Source organism: Mesorhizobium sp. P2_E9, from assembly GCF_056403815.1.
This window is the reverse complement of the sequence record NZ_JBFUET010000001.1, coordinates 536,092-551,379: the sequence shown is the minus strand read 5'-3', so window position 1 is coordinate 551,379 and position 15,288 is coordinate 536,092. Positions and strand designations below refer to the sequence as shown.

General features: G+C 62.4%; 18 protein-coding genes. 9 read left to right on the top strand and 9 right to left on the bottom strand.

Translation table 11 applies throughout. The features are described from left to right. Positions 1 to 10: 10 nt before the first annotated feature. Both AC1D05_RS02890 and cysE read right to left on the bottom strand, forming a co-directional pair. Positions 11 to 214 carry a DUF3126 family protein gene (locus AC1D05_RS02890; RefSeq protein WP_006200852.1) on the bottom strand — a complete coding sequence of 68 codons (204 nt, stop codon included), beginning with the start codon at positions 212 to 214 and terminating at the stop codon, positions 11 to 13. 153 nt (positions 215 to 367) lie between these two features. Beyond that, positions 368 to 1,216 carry a serine O-acetyltransferase gene (gene cysE / locus AC1D05_RS02885; RefSeq protein ID WP_477437972.1) on the bottom strand — a complete coding sequence of 283 codons (849 nt, stop codon included), beginning with the start codon at positions 1,214 to 1,216 and terminating at the stop codon, positions 368 to 370. 133 nt (positions 1,217 to 1,349) lie between these two features. Here cysE and AC1D05_RS02880 point away from each other — a divergent pair, with 133 nt between their 5' ends. Beyond that, on the top strand, positions 1,350 to 1,955 hold the full coding sequence (locus AC1D05_RS02880) for an HD domain-containing protein (protein ID WP_477437970.1): 606 nt from the start codon (positions 1,350 to 1,352) through the stop codon (positions 1,953 to 1,955). Between the two features lie 48 nt (positions 1,956 to 2,003). Continuing rightward, complete coding sequence (gene speB / locus AC1D05_RS02875) at positions 2,004 to 2,975, top strand: agmatinase (RefSeq protein ID WP_477437968.1); 972 nt, start codon at positions 2,004 to 2,006, stop codon at positions 2,973 to 2,975. On the opposite strand, the gene AC1D05_RS02870 is transcribed toward speB, so the two are convergent. The 4 genes from AC1D05_RS02870 to AC1D05_RS02855 all read right to left on the bottom strand — a co-directional run bounded on the left by AC1D05_RS02870 (position 2,968) and on the right by AC1D05_RS02855 (position 5,565). Beyond that, positions 2,968 to 3,339: a hypothetical protein gene (locus AC1D05_RS02870; protein WP_477437966.1), complete on the bottom strand. Its 372-nt coding sequence runs from the start codon at positions 3,337 to 3,339 to the stop codon at positions 2,968 to 2,970. The genes speB and AC1D05_RS02870 overlap by 8 nt on opposite strands. Before the next feature lie 21 nt (positions 3,340 to 3,360). After that, a complete protein-coding gene (locus tag AC1D05_RS02865; protein WP_477437964.1) occupies positions 3,361 to 4,128 on the bottom strand; it encodes an alpha/beta fold hydrolase in 768 nt (255 codons plus the stop codon). Positions 4,129 to 4,148: 20 nt separating this feature from the next. Further along, positions 4,149 to 4,712, bottom strand: a complete 564-nt coding sequence (locus tag AC1D05_RS02860) for a DUF192 domain-containing protein (RefSeq protein ID WP_477437962.1) — start codon at positions 4,710 to 4,712, stop codon at positions 4,149 to 4,151. Between the two features lie 256 nt (positions 4,713 to 4,968). Continuing rightward, complete coding sequence (locus AC1D05_RS02855) at positions 4,969 to 5,565, bottom strand: cold-shock protein (protein ID WP_477438150.1); 597 nt, start codon at positions 5,563 to 5,565, stop codon at positions 4,969 to 4,971. A gap of 216 nt (positions 5,566 to 5,781) precedes the next feature. On the opposite strand from AC1D05_RS02855, the gene gloA reads away from it, so the two are divergent. Beyond that, the gene (gene gloA / locus AC1D05_RS02850) at positions 5,782 to 6,222 is read left to right on the top strand and encodes a lactoylglutathione lyase (protein ID WP_477437960.1); all 441 of its coding nucleotides are present in this window, start codon (positions 5,782 to 5,784) and stop codon (positions 6,220 to 6,222) included. A gap of 144 nt (positions 6,223 to 6,366) precedes the next feature. Further along, positions 6,367 to 6,663: a DUF2218 domain-containing protein gene (locus AC1D05_RS02845; RefSeq protein WP_477437958.1), complete on the top strand. Its 297-nt coding sequence runs from the start codon at positions 6,367 to 6,369 to the stop codon at positions 6,661 to 6,663. 5 nt (positions 6,664 to 6,668) lie between these two features. Here the strand turns inward: AC1D05_RS02845 and AC1D05_RS02840 are convergent, their stop codons facing one another. Further along, positions 6,669 to 7,223, bottom strand: a complete 555-nt coding sequence (locus AC1D05_RS02840) for a DUF1697 domain-containing protein (RefSeq protein ID WP_477437956.1) — start codon at positions 7,221 to 7,223, stop codon at positions 6,669 to 6,671. Further along, positions 7,220 to 8,476: a threonine ammonia-lyase IlvA gene (ilvA, locus tag AC1D05_RS02835; protein WP_477437955.1), complete on the bottom strand. Its 1,257-nt coding sequence runs from the start codon at positions 8,474 to 8,476 to the stop codon at positions 7,220 to 7,222. The genes AC1D05_RS02840 and ilvA overlap by 4 nt, the downstream gene beginning before the upstream one ends. A gap of 202 nt (positions 8,477 to 8,678) precedes the next feature. Between ilvA and AC1D05_RS02830 the strand changes: the two genes are divergently transcribed. The 5 genes from AC1D05_RS02830 (at position 8,679) to AC1D05_RS02810 (ending at position 14,648) form a co-directional block, all read left to right on the top strand. Then, the gene (locus tag AC1D05_RS02830) at positions 8,679 to 10,082 is read left to right on the top strand and encodes an aminopeptidase P family N-terminal domain-containing protein (RefSeq protein WP_477437953.1); all 1,404 of its coding nucleotides are present in this window, start codon (positions 8,679 to 8,681) and stop codon (positions 10,080 to 10,082) included. 100 nt (positions 10,083 to 10,182) lie between these two features. Then, entirely contained in the window at positions 10,183 to 11,256 is a 1,074-nt protein-coding gene (locus AC1D05_RS02825) for an alpha/beta hydrolase (protein WP_477437951.1), read from the top strand. A gap of 166 nt (positions 11,257 to 11,422) precedes the next feature. Next, the gene (locus AC1D05_RS02820; protein ID WP_477438148.1) at positions 11,423 to 12,556 is read left to right on the top strand and encodes an alpha/beta hydrolase; all 1,134 of its coding nucleotides are present in this window, start codon (positions 11,423 to 11,425) and stop codon (positions 12,554 to 12,556) included. A gap of 410 nt (positions 12,557 to 12,966) precedes the next feature. Beyond that, a complete protein-coding gene (locus tag AC1D05_RS02815; RefSeq protein ID WP_477437949.1) occupies positions 12,967 to 13,800 on the top strand; it encodes an SGNH/GDSL hydrolase family protein in 834 nt (277 codons plus the stop codon). Further along, positions 13,797 to 14,648 (top strand): NAD(P)H-binding protein, encoded by an 852-nt coding sequence (locus tag AC1D05_RS02810; protein WP_477437947.1) that lies wholly within the window; start codon positions 13,797 to 13,799, stop codon positions 14,646 to 14,648. The genes AC1D05_RS02815 and AC1D05_RS02810 overlap by 4 nt, the downstream gene beginning before the upstream one ends. Here the strand turns inward: AC1D05_RS02810 and AC1D05_RS02805 are convergent. Further along, a complete protein-coding gene (locus tag AC1D05_RS02805; protein ID WP_477437945.1) occupies positions 14,642 to 15,271 on the bottom strand; it encodes a TetR/AcrR family transcriptional regulator in 630 nt (209 codons plus the stop codon). The genes AC1D05_RS02810 and AC1D05_RS02805 overlap by 7 nt on opposite strands. Positions 15,272 to 15,288 lie beyond the last annotated feature (17 nt).

Below are 15,288 nucleotides of genomic sequence, written 5' to 3'. Positions count from 1 at the left end.
GCTTGCGGGCTCAGGCCAGATCGATGTCAAGGATCGCCATCGAGAAATTGTAGTCGCCGTCATCCTCGTCCTTGAAGACGATGCCGAGGAACTCGTCACCGACATAGACTTCGGCCGAATCTTCCTTGCGCGGCCGTGCCTTGACCTCAAGCTTGGGATTCTGGAAGACGCGCTTGAAATAGGCGTCCAGCTTTCTGATTTCGTCCGGCTTCAACAGTCTTCTCCGATCATCGGGCTTGCTGGTTTGAAGGGCGCTTCTGGCACGTCGACAATGGCGATGTAAAGGCAAGCCGGCCGTATTGCACCGGAAGCGACAGCGCCGCCGGGCAAAATCGCAATGACGCCGGACGACGCGCTGGCGCGTAAATCAGATATCGAAGCTGACCACCTGGTCCATCGACTGCGATGGCAGAAGCTGGTCCATCTGGCGCGAGGGCTGGTCGCAACCGGTCTCGCCGACGACGCGGGCCGGCACACCGGCAACCGTCTTGTTGTGCGGCACGGGTGACAGCACCACGGAGCCAGCGGCGATCTTGGAGCAATGACCGACTTCGATGTTGCCGAGAATCTTGGCGCCGGCGCCGATCAACACGCCACGGCGGATCTTGGGGTGGCGGTCGCCACCGGCCTTGCCGGTGCCGCCCAGCGTCACGCCGTGCAGGATCGACACGTCGTCCTCTATGACCGCGGTCTCGCCGACGACGAGGCCGGTGGCGTGATCGATGAAGATGCCCTTGCCGATGCGGGCGGCCGGATTGATGTCGGTCTGGAAGACCGAGGATGAGCGGCTCTGCAAATAGAGCGCGAAGTCCTTGCGGCCCTGGTTCCACAGCCAATGCGCCAGCCGATGAGTCTGGATGGCGTGAAAGCCCTTGAAATAAAGCACCGGCATGATGAAGCGGTCGCAGGCCGGGTCGCGGTCGTAATAGGCCTGGATGTCGACGCGCACGGTCGTCGGCCAGTCCTTGTCCTCAGCCAGCATCGATTTGAAGGTCTGGCGGATGAGATCGGAGCCGATATCCTGATGGGCAAGCCGCTCGGCGATCCGGTGAATGACAGCCTCTTCCAGGCTCTCCTGGTTGAGGATCGTCGAATAGAGGAACGCTGCGAGAAGCGGATCGCGGTTGACCGCGTCCATCGCCTCGTCGCGGATCGAACGCCAGATCGGATCGACCGGCTGCAACGCACTGTGGCGGGAAATGCTGATGCTGTTCATCGACGTCTCGTCCTGCGTCCTGCTAGCTTGCCTGTTGTCCGGCGGCACATATAAGCCAGATCATAGCACGATTGAACTCAATTTTCCTTAGTGCTGTGTCAAATGGATTTGGTTCGCGGGAATTCAAGCAGCCATGGAAAACGAACCCTTGATCGACACGGCCCTGAAAACCGAGCTTTCGGCCCTCTATAATGCCTGGGATCGCCACTACCACAACCTCGCCCATATCGAGGCGCTGCTGGCGCTGGCCGGTGATTATCGAGCGCTGCTCGACGATCCCGAAGCCGTCGAAGCGGCGATCTGGTTCCACGACGCCATCTACGACAGCAAGGCCAAGGACAATGAGGCCAGAAGTGCCGCCCTTGCCGAGAAAAAACTCGCGGGCCTTACCGATGCCGGGCGGCTGGGCCGTGTCAGCGCGATGATCCTCGCCACCGCCACGCACCAGCTGCCCAGGTTCGACGACGCGGCGGCCACACGCGACGCCAGCCTCTTCCTTGACATGGACCTGTCGGTCCTGGGTGCCGCGCCGGATGCGTTCGACGCCTATGAGCGCGCGGTTCGCCGCGAATATGGCTGGGTGGAGGAGCCGATGTGGCGTGCCGGACGGGGTGCCGTGCTGAAGGATTTCCTGGCCCGCTCGCACATCTTCCACACCGAGGAATTTCGCCAGCGCTTCGAGCCGCAGGCCAGACTGAACATGGCGCGGTCGCTGGAGAGCCTGCAAAAGCCCTCGTGATTTTCGCGAGGCTTCGTCAAACGTGAATTCTTCTGAGGTGCCGACATCATGAGCAGTAATTTCTTCCAGCCGGTCGACGCTTCGGCCGTTCCCCGCTTTGCCGGGCTCTCGACCTTCATGCGGCTGCCGGCGGTGGCGAGCGCCGCAGGACTCGACATAGCGCTGGTCGGCACACCGTGGGACGGCGGCACGACCAACCGCGCCGGGGCACGGCACGGCCCGCGCGAGATCCGCAACCAGTCGAGCCTGATGCGGCGCGTCCACCACGTGTCGGGGACCGAACCGTTCAGCATCGCCAATGTCGCCGATGTCGGCGATCTCTCGATCAATCCGATCAACCTCATGGACGGATTGAAACGCATCGAGGACGGCATCGCGGCGATCGTCGCGGCAGGCGCCATTCCGCTATCCGCCGGCGGCGACCATCTGACGACGCTGCCGGTGCTGCGCGCCGTCGCCAGGGATCGTCCGGTCGGCATGATCCATTTCGATGCGCATTCAGACACCAACGACCGCTATTTCGGCGACAATCCCTACACGCACGGCACGCCCTTTCGCCGCGCCATCGAAGAGGGACTGCTCGATCCCAGGCGTGTCGTGCAGGTCGGCATTCGCGGCTCGATCTACGAGCCCGGCGAGCATGACTGGGCAGTCGCCCAGGGCATTCGCATCATCTACATGGAGGAGTTCGTCAGGCGGGGCGCTGCCAGCGTCATGGAAGAAGCGCGCACCATCGCCGGAACCGGACCGACCTATGTGACCTTCGACATCGACTGCATCGACCCGTCGATGGCGCCGGGAACAGGCACGCCTGAGCTCGGCGGCTTCACCACCCGCGAGGCGCAGGAAATGGTCCGACTGCTCGACGGATTGAACATTGTCGGCGCCGATGTCGTGGAAGTGGCGCCGCCATTCGATCTTGCCGGCATGACGGCGCTGGCGGGCGCGACGATGATGTTCGAACTGCTGTGCGTGCTGGCGAAGTCGGTTCAGGCAGCGAGAGCGCGGAACGTCAGGTAAAGGCGCCTATGGTCGACGCCATTGCCGCGAGGATGGCCAGCCCCGCCGCCACCGACAGCCCGTTGAGGATGATGCCCAGCAGGCCAAGGGCGCGATTGTCGTTAGAACGCGCCAGCGCCATGATGCCGAAGACGAACCCGGTGACGTGTGCCAGCGGCCCCGCCAATAGAAACACGGCCATGAAGAAGCCGGTGGCGACGTTCTGGACCGACTGGGATGTATCGCTCGGCATCGCCACCATTATGGCGATGGCAAGCGCTCCCGCCGTGAAGGCGCCCAATGCCAGTATGACCGAACGTTTGCCGAACCGACTGCGAGCCACGGCGCCCGGCGTGGCGCCGGCGCTTCTTCCCCATTGTGCCACTGCCGCCCCCCGGCTCACCGCTCAAAGCGGATATTCAGCATAAAACTCCAGCACGCGCTGCTTGAAGGTCTTGTCCCCGACCGCCAGCATATGATCCCTGCCCTCGATGTGGAAAGGCCTGGCGTTCGGCATCAAGGCGGCAAGCTCGTCCGGTGAGCCGCCAATGTCGTCCGTCGTACCGACCGCGACCAGCGTCGGCTGGGCGATGCGGGCAATATCGTTCTCGCTTAGCAATTCCCGCGACTTGGCAATGCAGGCGGCGAGCGCTCGGCGGTCGCTGCGGGTCTGGTCGGCGAAGGCGCGGAAAGAGCGGCCGCGCGGATGGGTGATGGCAGCCGCATCGTCGGCAAGCAGGGCCGCGGCAATCGGGTCCCAATCGCCAACGCCGTCGATCATGCCGATGCCGAGGCCGCCAAAGACCAGCGTCGCCACCTTGTCCGGGTCGGACAGCGCCAGAAACGCCGCAATGCGCGCACCCATCGAATAGCCCATGACATGAGCCCGTTCGATGCCGAGGTGGTCGAGCAAAGCAGCGGCATCCGAGGCCATTTTCGCCGGCGTGTAATCGGCCTCGTCATAGCTCTTCGATGAGGAACCATGGCCGCGATTGTCGAAAGCGATGGCGCGATACCCGGCATCGTTGAGGGTCTTGAACCAGCCGGGCGACACCCAGTTGACATAATGGCTCGAGGCAAAGCCGTGGATCATCAGCACCGGATCGCCCTCGCCCGAGGCCGGCTGGCGGTCGAGGAAGGCAAGATCGAACCCGTCATGGGAAAAAAACTGCATCGGAAGGCGATCCCCGGCGCTCAGTTGGAATCGACGTTCGGAGAATCGCCCTTGTCAGCCGGCGGCATACCGGGGCCAGATACGGTGCCGACCGCCGGGTGGCGCAAAAGATCGTCATACTCGATGCCGTTCCTGGCGGCGGTGCCAGCCTTGAGCTCGAGCACGAAGCGCACCGGTACGCCTGGCGAAATGATAGCCTGGGATTGCGGGTCGCCGTGCTTGATGGCCCGGATCTTGCCGTCCTGGCCGACAAAGATGAGGTCAAGCGGCATCGGCGTGTTCTGCATCCAGAAACTGACCTGCTGCGGTATCTCGAAAACGAACAGCATGCCGTGGTCGTCCGCCATGTCCTGGCGGTACATCAAGCCGGCCTCGCGCTCCGCATCGGTGTCGGCGATTTCGATCGAAAAGGAGCGATTCCCATCCTTCGTCACCACGACCAGCGGCGTCGGGTCGACCGGAAGGATCATCGCCCGGCTGTCGGCCGAGGTCGGCCGTTCCGAGTAGAAGAAAGCGCCCGCGGCCACGATCACCGCAGCAATGGCGCAAAGCACGCCCGCCGTCAGCCAGTTCCTCTGAGCCATGCAAAGTCCTCGACCGAAATCGTCCTAAAGCGCGTCGCGCCGAAACGGATTCATGTGACGCGCTTTAGGCTCTTGTTTTTATGCATGTCGTCCTCCCAAAGCCGGGGCCACCTTTGGGCGACATGCATTAGACCATGATCCCGAAAAGTGGAACCGGTTTTCTCGGACAAACGGAGGCCGTTTGTCCAGAGATCATGGTCAAACAAAGAGGAGGTAGAACCTGAACCATCCCGGGTCTATCGGGATGGGTCAGGTTCTAGTGCGAAACCGGCAAGGTGCCCATATCGGGGTGAATTTCGGCCGCCATAAGGCCTTTGTCACCGCGCCCGAAACGGACAAGCACGACCTGCCCCGGCCGAAGTTCGGTGATGCCGTAGCGGCGCAAGGTCTCCATATGGACGAAAATGTCCTCGGTGCCCTCGCCGCGCGTCAGGAAGCCGAAGCCCTTGGTGCGGTTGAACCACTTGACCAAAGCGCGTTCGAGCCCGCTCTCCGGCGTCACCGCCACATGGGTGCGCTGTTCCTGCATTTCCGCGGGATGGACGGCGGTGGTGATATCCATAGAGAGCACACGGAAGGCCTGCAGCCCACGATCACCCTGCTTGACAAGACAGACCACGCGCGCGCCTTCCAGCGCTGTCTGGAAGCCGTCCCGCCGAAGGCATGTCACATGGAGGAGGATATCGCCCGAAACACCGTCATCGGGAAGGATGAATCCGTAGCCCTTGGCCACATCGAACCACTTGATGGCGCCGGCAATTTCGGCCAGGTCAGCGGCATCGCCGCCTTCGTCGCGCGTCAAGGCGTCGGCAAGGGTTCCGGCCCGCCCCGTCAAAGAGGCCTTTTCCCCCATAAGAATGCCCCCTTTGTTCAAGAACACCGCAACTGATTCTTGACACCAGATTAACACCGCGGCTTCCGGTGTGTGCAAGACCTTCCCTGCCTTTTTTCACGGTTCATTTCGGGAATACCGGATTTGTTCTTTGCCGGCGTCGCCGGCCGCCGGAGATTGCCCTTTGATCGGGCCGACCCTATGTTGCGCCGCAACCCAACAAATCGAGGAAAACACATGCGCTATCTGCACACCATGGTCCGCGTCGCCGATGTCGATGCCTCGCTCGATTTCTACTGCAACAAGCTCGGGCTGAAGGAGGTCCGCCGCTACGAAAACGAGCAGGGCCGCTTCACGCTGATCTTCCTCGCCGCCTCCGAAGACGAGGAGAGCGGCATCAACGACAAGGCGCCGCTGGTCGAACTCACCTACAACTGGGATCCGGAAGACTACAAGGGCGGGCGCAATTTCGGCCACCTCGCCTATGAGGTCGACGACATCTACGCCACCTGCCAGCACCTGATGGACAACGGCGTCACCATCAACCGGCCGCCGCGCGACGGCAACATGGCCTTCATCAGGTCGCCGGACGGCATCTCCATCGAGCTTCTGCAGAAAGGTCCGGCGAAAGCCAAGGCCGAACCCTGGGCTTCGATGGCGAACACCGGAAGCTGGTAGGCATCGAGCTGATGCCGGGCGGGAGTTGCCCGGCCGCCTTTGCCGTTTCTCACGAAGGCACCTATCTACCCGAACATGGCGCCAGCCTGGCAAGTCTGGCGCCATGTCAAGCAATGGGCACCTGCCCTTCTGGAGAATTCACTCATGCCGACCAGCCGGGCCGACGTCGCCACCGAACATGCCAGCCGTTATCTGCAGCAGCTGTGCAAGCACTGGGCGCACAAATTTCCTGTCGAATTCGATCCAACCCATGGCACCATCGACCTGACATCGCTGGGACGCACCGTCATGGATGCCGATGCAAGCACGCTGCACATCACGGTGTCGACCGACGAAGCCGGGTCGATCGAGCGCCTGGAAAGCGTCGTCGCCGATCACATCAAGCGTTTTGCCTTCCGCGAGGAACTGACCTTCGACTGGAAGCCGGCTCCGACGGCTTGATCGGCCTAATTCTTACCGGCCTGACCGGCCATCTCCAGCAGCGCCAGCACCGAGCGCCAGTTGCGCGCGGTGCCAGGCACCTTCAGAACGCGCGGAATGAGGTTGGCGAACACTGACTTGCCGAGTCCGTCCGGCGCGCTGAGGTAGAGCACGTCTCCCTTGACCTCGAAGCGCTCGGGGCCGGTGCACTTTTCGGCCAGCCGCGCCACCTCATCGGCGGTCGGCTCGCGCTCCAGCGCGTAGGCATGGAGTTTGGTGTGGTCGCCGGCGGCTTCCGGATAGGGATTTTCGCTCACCAGCCGTTCGAACCAGGAGAGATCGCGCACCATGATGCGCGAATGAAACCCCCATTTCTTCTCGAAAGCCGCTTCGATCTGTTTGGTCAGCGCGACCGCGTCTCCCTTGCCGGCCCGAAAGACGACATTGCCGCTCTGCACATAGGTGGCGATATCGGAAAAGCCGAGATCCTCGAAGAACGAGCGCAACTCCGCCATCTTGACGATGCGGTTGCCGCCGACATTGATGCCGGAAAACAGGGCGATGAAGATTTTTCCGCTCATATGATGAACCCGGCCAAAGTCTCGTTGTCGGTGATGTCCTGATACTGGACGCCCTCGGCCTCGAAATTCGCCTTCAACAGGTCGAAATTGCGACGGTCCTTGGTTTCGATGCCGATCAGCACCGAGCCGAAATTGCGCGCCGACTTCTTCAGATATTCGAAGCGCGCAATGTCGTCGTCCGGCCCCAGCATTTCGAGGAAGTCACGCAGCGCGCCCGGCCGCTGCGGGAAGCGGATGATGAAGTATTTCTTCAGGCCTTCGTAGCGCAGCGCCCGTTCCTTGACATCGGGCAGCCGCTCGAAATCGAAATTGCCGCCTGAAACCACAGCGACAATGGTCTTGCCGCGGATTTCCTTTCTGGAAAAATCCTTCAATGCGTCGATCGCCAACGCCCCGGCCGGCTCGAGCACGACACCTTCGACGTTGAGCATCTCGATCATGGTCGCACAGAGCCGGTTTTCCGGGATCAGCCGCACTGTGTCGGCGGCAAACTCCTTGAGGTATCGCAACGGTTCGCGGCCGATCTCGGCGACGGCCGCGCCATCGACGAAGTTGTCGACCTTGGCGAGCTTGAGCCGTTTTCCAGCCGCAAGGCTGTCATGCAGGCTCGGCGCACCGGCCGGCTCGCAAAAGACGAAACGCGCCTCCCGGCCCTGATCGGCGAAATAATGCGTGACGCCGGCGGCTAGCCCGCCACCGCCGACCGGCAGCATGATGATGTCGGGCATGCGTGCGCCCGGCATCTGGTCCGCGATCTCATAGGCGACCGTCGCCTGGCCTTCGATGATGTCCTTGTGGTCGAAGGGCGGCACCATGTGGGCGCCGGAGCTTTCAGTGAATTCGAAGGCGGCGCGATAGCAGTCGTCGAAAAAGTCACCGACCAGCCTGATCTCGACGAAATCGCCGCCGAACAGTCTGGTCTTGTCGATCTTCTGCTGCGGCGTCGTCACTGGCATGAACACCACGCCCTTCTTGCCGAAATGGCGGCAGACGAAGGCGAAACCCTGTGCATGGTTGCCGGCCGACGCGCAGACGAACAGTTCGGCCTGATTGCCGGCGGCAAGCGCCTTGCGGAAGAAGTTGAAGGCGCCGCGGATCTTGTAGGAGCGCACGGGCGACAGGTCCTCGCGCTTCAGCAGCACCCGCGCGCCGGTCTTTTTCGACAGATAGTCGTTTTCCTGCAGCGGCGTTTCCGGAAAGATCTGGCGGATCGCCGCGGCCGCGACGGCGACGCGGGAGGAAAAACTGGTCATCGGAACGTCACCTTGTGCCGCATATCTGCGCGGACCCCTGTCATCAACATGGCCGCACAATGTCTGTCTGTTGCACCCTGATCTCGCGCAGCCGATCCTGCCTATTGCATATCCGGCCCTGCAACGCCATTGTCCGGCCCTCCATGCCCTTCCCGCAAAGGGCATTCACAGAATCCTTGCAAGCACTTGGGAGCGTTTGTTCATGCCTGTCGCATCGGTCGGCCTGAAATCCATGTCGCTGCCGGAATTCGGCGAGCCGACGGTGATGCCGCTCGTTGCCCGAAATACCCATGAAGCGCGCATCGAAGCGCTGATCGCGCTCGGCGCCAAGGCCGGCTTCGATGCCTTCGCCATCTATGGCGACCGCGAACACGCGGCCAATGTCGCCTATCTCTCGGGCTACGATCCGCGCTTCGAGGAGACATTGCTGGTCATCGTTCCCGGCAAGCAGCCAAGACTTCTCGTCGGCAATGAGGGCTGGGGCTATGCCGAAATCTGCGATGGGCCTTACGAGCGCGTGCTCTACCAGACCTTCTCGCTGCCGGCGCAGCCACGTGACCGCTCGGACGCGCTGCCCGACATCCTTGCCGGCTGCGGCCTGAAGCCCGGCGACAGGATCGGCGCCATCGGCTGGAAGCCTTTTGGCGCCGGCGATGCCGGGTTCGATGAGACGACGCTCGACCTGCCGTCCTTCATTGCTGATACGCTGCGCGCCTTCGTCGGCGACAAGGGCGCGGTCGTGAATGCCGCCAATCTTTTGATGAACCCCAGCGACGGCCTGCGCGCCATCAACGAGGCCGACCAACTGGCTGCCTTCGAGTTTGCCGCGACCTTCACCTCGCAAGGGCTGCGCAATGTGCTGCGAGGTATCGAGCCCGGCATGAGCGAACTGCAGGCGGCGCGGCTGATGGGCATGAATGGCCTGCCGCATGGTTGTCATCCAATGCTGTCGGCCGGAAAACGCGCCGCCTATGGCCTGCCCAGCCCGCGCCTCGATGTCATCCGGCGTGGCGACCCGATCACCATGGCCTATGGCATCCAGGGTGCGCTCAACGCCCGTGCCGGCTTCCTGACCGAGGACGCCTCCGAGCTTCCGCATGCCATCCGCGACTATGTCGAGAAGCTGGTCGCGCCCTATTTCGCCGCGGTCGTCGACTGGTACGAAGCGATCGGCATCGGCACGACGGGCGGCACTTTGTGGAAGGCGGTGCATGATCGCATCGGTGACCCGTTCTTTGGCGTCTCCCTCAATCCTGGCCATCTCGTCCATATCGACGAATGGATGCATTCGCCGGTGTTTTCCGGCTCCGACATCAAATTGCGATCCGGCATGGCGTTGCAGGTCGACATCATCCCGGCGACCGGCAGCGACTATTTCACCACCAATATCGAGGATGGCATCGCGCTCGCCGACGAGGCACTGCGCGAGGAGATTGCAGCGCGTTATCCCGAGGCCTGGAGCCGCATCGAGGCGCGGCGTGCTTTCATGGCCGATGTGCTCGGCATCCGCCTCAAGCCCGAGGTGCTGCCCTTCTCCAACATTCCGGCGTTTCTTCCGCCATTTTGGCTTTCGCGCAACAGTGCGATGGCTGTAGTCGGCCGCTGACCACATTTCGGCTGGACACGACTTAGTTCTGCCGCACTCTCCCTGTCCGGGAGGTGTCGCGGGGGTGGATGGGCCTTTTGGCCGGAGTGGAATTTCAGACGTGCCTTTGAAGAAGAACCTTACGGTTGTCCTTGCCTTGCTCGTTGCCGGCTGCGCCGGCCCGCAAACCCAGGAATTGCTCGGCAGCGCAGTCATGTCCGCGCCGGTGACGGAAATCGCCGGCAACCACTCGATCTTCATCGCTACGACGCGCAAGAAATCCGACGATCCCAACAAGGTTTTCGATGGCGAGCGCTCGGCCACGCTGAACTACGCCCGCGTCAACGTCACCGTGCCTGGCATCCATCAGACTGGCCAGATCGAACGGCGTTCGCGCGGCAAGTCGGATGATCCGGCCAAATATTTCATGGCTTCCGAGGTCGTCGGCTACGACGCACAGCCGAAATTCTCCAGCGCGCTCAACGCCGATATCGCGGCGCGCGGCGGCCGTGTCATGGTCTTCGTGCATGGCTACAACACCGGCTTCGATGACGCGGTCTACCGCTTGACCCAGATCGTTCACGATTCCGGCTACCCGGGCACGCCGGTCTTGTTCTCCTGGGCATCCGGCGCCAGGACCACCGATTATGTCTATGACAAGGAAAGCGCCAGTGCCGCGCGGGACCAGCTCGAAGTGACGTTGCGGATGCTGCAGCAGTCCGGGGCGCGGCGTATCGACATCGTCGCGCATTCGATGGGAACGTGGGTAACCATGGAAACGCTGCGCCAGATGGCGATCAGCGGCGATCGTGATCTCGGCGGCAAGCTGGGCGACGTGGTGCTGGCCTCGCCCGATATCGACGTCGACGTGTTCAAGAGCCAGATGCGTCGCTACGGCAAGCCCGACAAGCCGTTCATCCTGCTGCTGTCTGACGACGACCGCGCGCTGAGGCTGTCCGGCCTGATCGCCGGTTCGCGGCCACGCGTCGGCGACTACAAGGATGCCGCCGACCTTGCCTCCTACGGCGTGACGGTGGTCGATCTTTCCAAGGTCAAGGGCAGCGACAGCTTCAACCATACGAAATTCGCCGACAATCCGACCCTGGTGAAGATGATCGGCCAGCGGCTGCGCGAGGATGACGGCTTCGCCAGCGACAGGGACGTGACCGACCGCATCACCCAGCTCGGGCAGTAGATGCGCCGCCAAGGATTTCGCTGTGCCTGCTCACGAGGCGCCAGGCCACTTTGAACTGGACCGCGCCGGTCTCTGGCTCTATCGGAATGACTGGTGGCGTCACGCTTTTGACGTCCCCCTTTACGGGAGCTGTCGCGTGACCGTGCGTTTGAACAGTGTCGTCGCCATGACTTTCGCGCTGCTGGTCGCCGGCTGCGCTGGAAATACGCACGATCTGCTCAACAAGACGACGGTCGCGGTGCCGGCGTCCGCCATCGCGGCCACGCATGAGATATTCGTCGCCACCACCCGCCAGAAGGCAACGAAGGACCCGCGGCAGGTGTTCGACGGCGATCGTTCGCTGACCACCAGCTTCGCCCGGGTCGACGTCACGGTTCCGACGAGCCATCAGGTCGGCGCCATCGAGCGTGCCAAGGGTTCCGCCAACAGCAATCCGGCCAAGGATTTCACCGCCAAGGACGTCACCTACTACGAAGGCGCGCCACAATTCGCCAAGGCTGTCGGCGCCGACATCGCCTTGCGCGGCGACCGCGCGCTGGTTTTCGTGCATGGCTTCAACAACGGCTTCGACGACGGTGTCTACCGGTTGACGCAGATCGCCCATGACACGAAATATCCGGGCACGCCGGTGCTGTTTTCCTGGGCGTCGAGCGCCAAGACGACGGGCTATATCTACGACAAGGACAGCGCCAACGCCGCTCGTGACGATCTTGAGGCGACGCTCAGGATGCTCGCCAAGACGCGGGTCAAGAGCATCGACATCATCGCCCATTCGATGGGAACCTGGTTGACGATGGAGGCACTGCGCCAGCTCGCCATCACCGGCGATCGCGATCTCGGCGGCAAGCTCGGCTATGTCGTCCTGGCTTCACCCGACATCGATGTCGACGTGTTCAAAAAGCAGATGATGCGTTACGGCAAGCCGGACAAGCCGTTTGCCGTGCTGCTTTCAAGCGATGACCGGGCGCTCAAGCTGTCATCCATCATCTCGGGCGACAAACCGCGTGTCGGCGACTATGGCAATGCCGCCGATCTCGCCAGCTATGGCGTCTCCGTGGTCGACCTGTCCAAGATCAAGGGCGGCGACGGTGGCCTCAACCACGCCAAATTCGCCGACAATCCGATCCTGGTGCAGCTGCTCGGCGACCGCCTGCGCACGCCGGCTGGTCTGGCCTCGGACGAACCCGATCCGGCACAGCTCGACAATCTCGGCCAGGGCCTCGGCAAGGCCGTCGGTTCGGTCGCCGAGGTCGTCATAACCACACCGTTCAAGGTGCTGACCATCGTCACCGGCGGGTAAGTGCCAGCCAAGGGATGTTGAGATTCGGGCCAGGCCGAGCCGGGAATGGCTGCTTCCGAGAACCGCAACGGAGCGTACTTAATCGCCCGTGAAGTATCCTGAACGGCTTTTGTTTTCTGTGCGGTTGAGCCGCTCGGCAAGTGTTTGCTTTGCAGCACGATGGAATCACGCGGCCAAAGGCCGATCAGCACCCCACAAAATCAACCATATCGGCCAAATGCGGGCTCTCGGTGCCGAACGTGAAAGGTGCTTCTCCGACGGCTCATGAATCTGATGAAGGCTCTGCGGATTCGCAAGATTTCAAAGCAATTACAACAATTTAACCAACCAGCCAACGCGAGTAGCGACGTCCCCCAGGTGCGACTACTTTTTCGCCTTCTGCAAACGGATCCAACTACGAGGTGAAACACATGTCGGACGAGCAAGTGCGCTGGCTTTTGAAGGTCATCCAGCCCGAGGCGACCTTGGCCTCCCTCCCCAAAGGCGCCAGCCTAAACCGGGATGCTCATGCCGGCCTCCTCGGCCTCCCGGTTGAGATCTACGCGACGGAACTCGGCCGCATGCAAAAGGAGGCCTCGGAAGCAGCCGACGCGTTGCTTGCTGACCCAGCCGTGGCATCGATGGTCGATCGCCTTCCCCTCCGGAAAGGGGACAAAGTAGTGGCGTTCGGCGACAGTTTGACGTCTGATCCCCAATCTTGGGCGGTAGTCCTTAGGGAAATGCTGGCGAGGCGCCGCGGTACCGACGGGATTTCGTTGACCATCAGCGCAGTCGCAGGCGAGACGACCACCCACAGTCTCGTGCGGGTCGCAAATGTCATCAATTCCCGGCCCGACTGGATACTCTTCCTCTTCGGTACGAATGATGCCCGCACGCAGGGCCCACACCCCACGAAGACGCTCGTCCATCATGAGGAGACCGCGCGCAACATTGCCGAGCTGCGGCAGCGCGTTTCAGGAGAGACCACGGCGACCTGCGTCTGGATTACTCCGCCTGCGGTCAATGAAGCGCAGGTAGCGGCCCATCGGGGCCTGGCCAGGTTCGGGGTCCGGTTCCGCAACGAAGACCTGGCACGAGTGGCCAAGATCGTCCGCGAGGGCGACGGGCCGGTTATCGACGCCTTCTCAACGCTGGGGAGTCCTCCTCCTTCGGACCTGCTCATGGACGACGGTCTGCATTTCACTCTGGCGGGCCAGAAGCGAATGGCGTTCGAGGTGATCCGTGGCTGGAGCAAGCTCCAGTGAAACATCTCATCATCGGCGCCACGGGAAACATCGGCTCTCGGGTAACCCAGCGCCTCGTTGATTGCGGAGCACGCCCGTGCGTTTTCGTTCGCAGCGCGAAGAAGGCCAGGGCCCTTTTCGGTGACCGTGTCGATATCCATACCGGAGACCTCGAAAAGCCAGGCTCCTCGCTAACCACTGCGCTGGCTGGGGTCGACGGCATATTCCTCCTGACTGATGGATCGGATCTCGAGAAGCGAGATCGCGCGGTCTCCTTCGCAGCCCGCCACGCAGGCGTACGGCACGTCGTCAAGCTCTCTACCCTGGACGTGCGAACCGGGATTGGCACCGGTCCGTGGCATGCACGCGGCGAGGATGCCGTTCGGGGAAGCGGGGTGGCGTTCACGTTCATTCAGGCGGCCGGATTTATGTCCAACGCGCTCGGTTGGTCGCAATCCATCCGCCGCGAGAGCGTGCTGCGCTCGTCCACGGGTGGGGGCAAGATCGCATTCATCCATCCAGACGACATCGCCGCCGTCGCCACGGCCGCCCTGACCACGCGCGACCACGACGGCCAGGCACTGGTGATCACCGGCCGTAAGGCGCTGTCCTATGGGGAGATGGCGGCCACGATAGGCAGAGCCATCGGCAAGCCCGTCGGCTTCGAGGAAATATCCGACCGGCAGGCGTACACCGACGCCGTCGAATGGGCCGGGAAAGGCCCCTATGTCGATGCCCTTGTGGACATCTGGCGCGCGGTGCGCGAGGGCCGACTTGACACGGTGACGGACGGGGTAAAACGAGTAACTGGGCGGGAACCAATCCCGTTTGCTCAGTGGGCCGCCGAGAACGCCGCGTCGTTTCAATAGTGTTTCGGTGCAGTGCCCTCAAAAGAATTCACGTAGACCAGTACGGCACGGATCGCCTCGCTCCTAACGACATCACGCGAGAGGGCGCGCGCCTGGTGGACCGCTCCGTGCACGAGGGATTCCACCATGCGTGGAAGGACAAAAAGCATTCGCTCCGTCTCGTCGAGGCTGTATCGCTTTTCGTCGGCGCTTGACAGCACTCGCCCAAACGTGTGATGCAGCGCGTTCCTGAAGCCAAGAGCGCCTTCCGGAACGGCGGACGAAACAATCTCGTGCAGTTCCGCAGCATCCACGTGCACGTTCACCAGACCTCGGACAAGTTCGCCTGTGAATTCCTGCAGCGGAGCCGAGGCGTAGGCAGCCGTCGTCTGCCCGATGACCTGCCGTACATCGTCGACGTGTCGGTCATGAAGGGCGGTGAAGATTGCGCGCTTGTCGGGGAAGTACTGATAAAGCGACCCGACGCTAACGCCGGCGGCCTCCGCGATGCGATTCGTGGTGATGGCCTGGGTCCCGTGACGCTTCACCACAAGTTGGACGGCCTCGAGCACGCAGTCCACGGTCTGCCGCGAGCGTTGCTGTGTCGGCTCTCGCCGCGCGAAGGTTCTTTTGGCCGTGGTCATGCTGCCTCGTCGTATGC

Excerpts from the sequence above, each read along its gene's own strand:
- AC1D05_RS02845 (WP_477437958.1), top strand. The coding sequence starts at position 6,367 with ATGCCGACCAGCCGGGCCGACGTCGCCACCGAACATGCCAGCCGTTAT.
- AC1D05_RS02880 (WP_477437970.1), top strand. The coding sequence starts at position 1,350 with ATGGAAAACGAACCCTTGATCGACACGGCCCTGAAAACCGAGCTTTCG.
- speB (WP_477437968.1), top strand. The coding sequence starts at position 2,004 with ATGAGCAGTAATTTCTTCCAGCCGGTCGACGCTTCGGCCGTTCCCCGC.
- AC1D05_RS02820 (WP_477438148.1), top strand. The coding sequence starts at position 11,423 with ATGACTTTCGCGCTGCTGGTCGCCGGCTGCGCTGGAAATACGCACGAT.
- AC1D05_RS02855 (WP_477438150.1), bottom strand. The coding sequence starts at position 5,565 with ATGGGGGAAAAGGCCTCTTTGACGGGGCGGGCCGGAACCCTTGCCGAC.
- gloA (WP_477437960.1), top strand. The coding sequence starts at position 5,782 with ATGCGCTATCTGCACACCATGGTCCGCGTCGCCGATGTCGATGCCTCG.
- AC1D05_RS02830 (WP_477437953.1), top strand. The coding sequence starts at position 8,679 with ATGCCTGTCGCATCGGTCGGCCTGAAATCCATGTCGCTGCCGGAATTC.
- AC1D05_RS02865 (WP_477437964.1), bottom strand. The coding sequence starts at position 4,128 with ATGCAGTTTTTTTCCCATGACGGGTTCGATCTTGCCTTCCTCGACCGC.
- AC1D05_RS02840 (WP_477437956.1), bottom strand. The coding sequence starts at position 7,223 with ATGAGCGGAAAAATCTTCATCGCCCTGTTTTCCGGCATCAATGTCGGC.
- AC1D05_RS02860 (WP_477437962.1), bottom strand. The coding sequence starts at position 4,712 with ATGGCTCAGAGGAACTGGCTGACGGCGGGCGTGCTTTGCGCCATTGCT.
- AC1D05_RS02805 (WP_477437945.1), bottom strand. The coding sequence starts at position 15,271 with ATGACCACGGCCAAAAGAACCTTCGCGCGGCGAGAGCCGACACAGCAA.
- ilvA (WP_477437955.1), bottom strand. The coding sequence starts at position 8,476 with ATGACCAGTTTTTCCTCCCGCGTCGCCGTCGCGGCCGCGGCGATCCGC.
- cysE (WP_477437972.1), bottom strand. The coding sequence starts at position 1,216 with ATGAACAGCATCAGCATTTCCCGCCACAGTGCGTTGCAGCCGGTCGAT.
- AC1D05_RS02815 (WP_477437949.1), top strand. The coding sequence starts at position 12,967 with ATGTCGGACGAGCAAGTGCGCTGGCTTTTGAAGGTCATCCAGCCCGAG.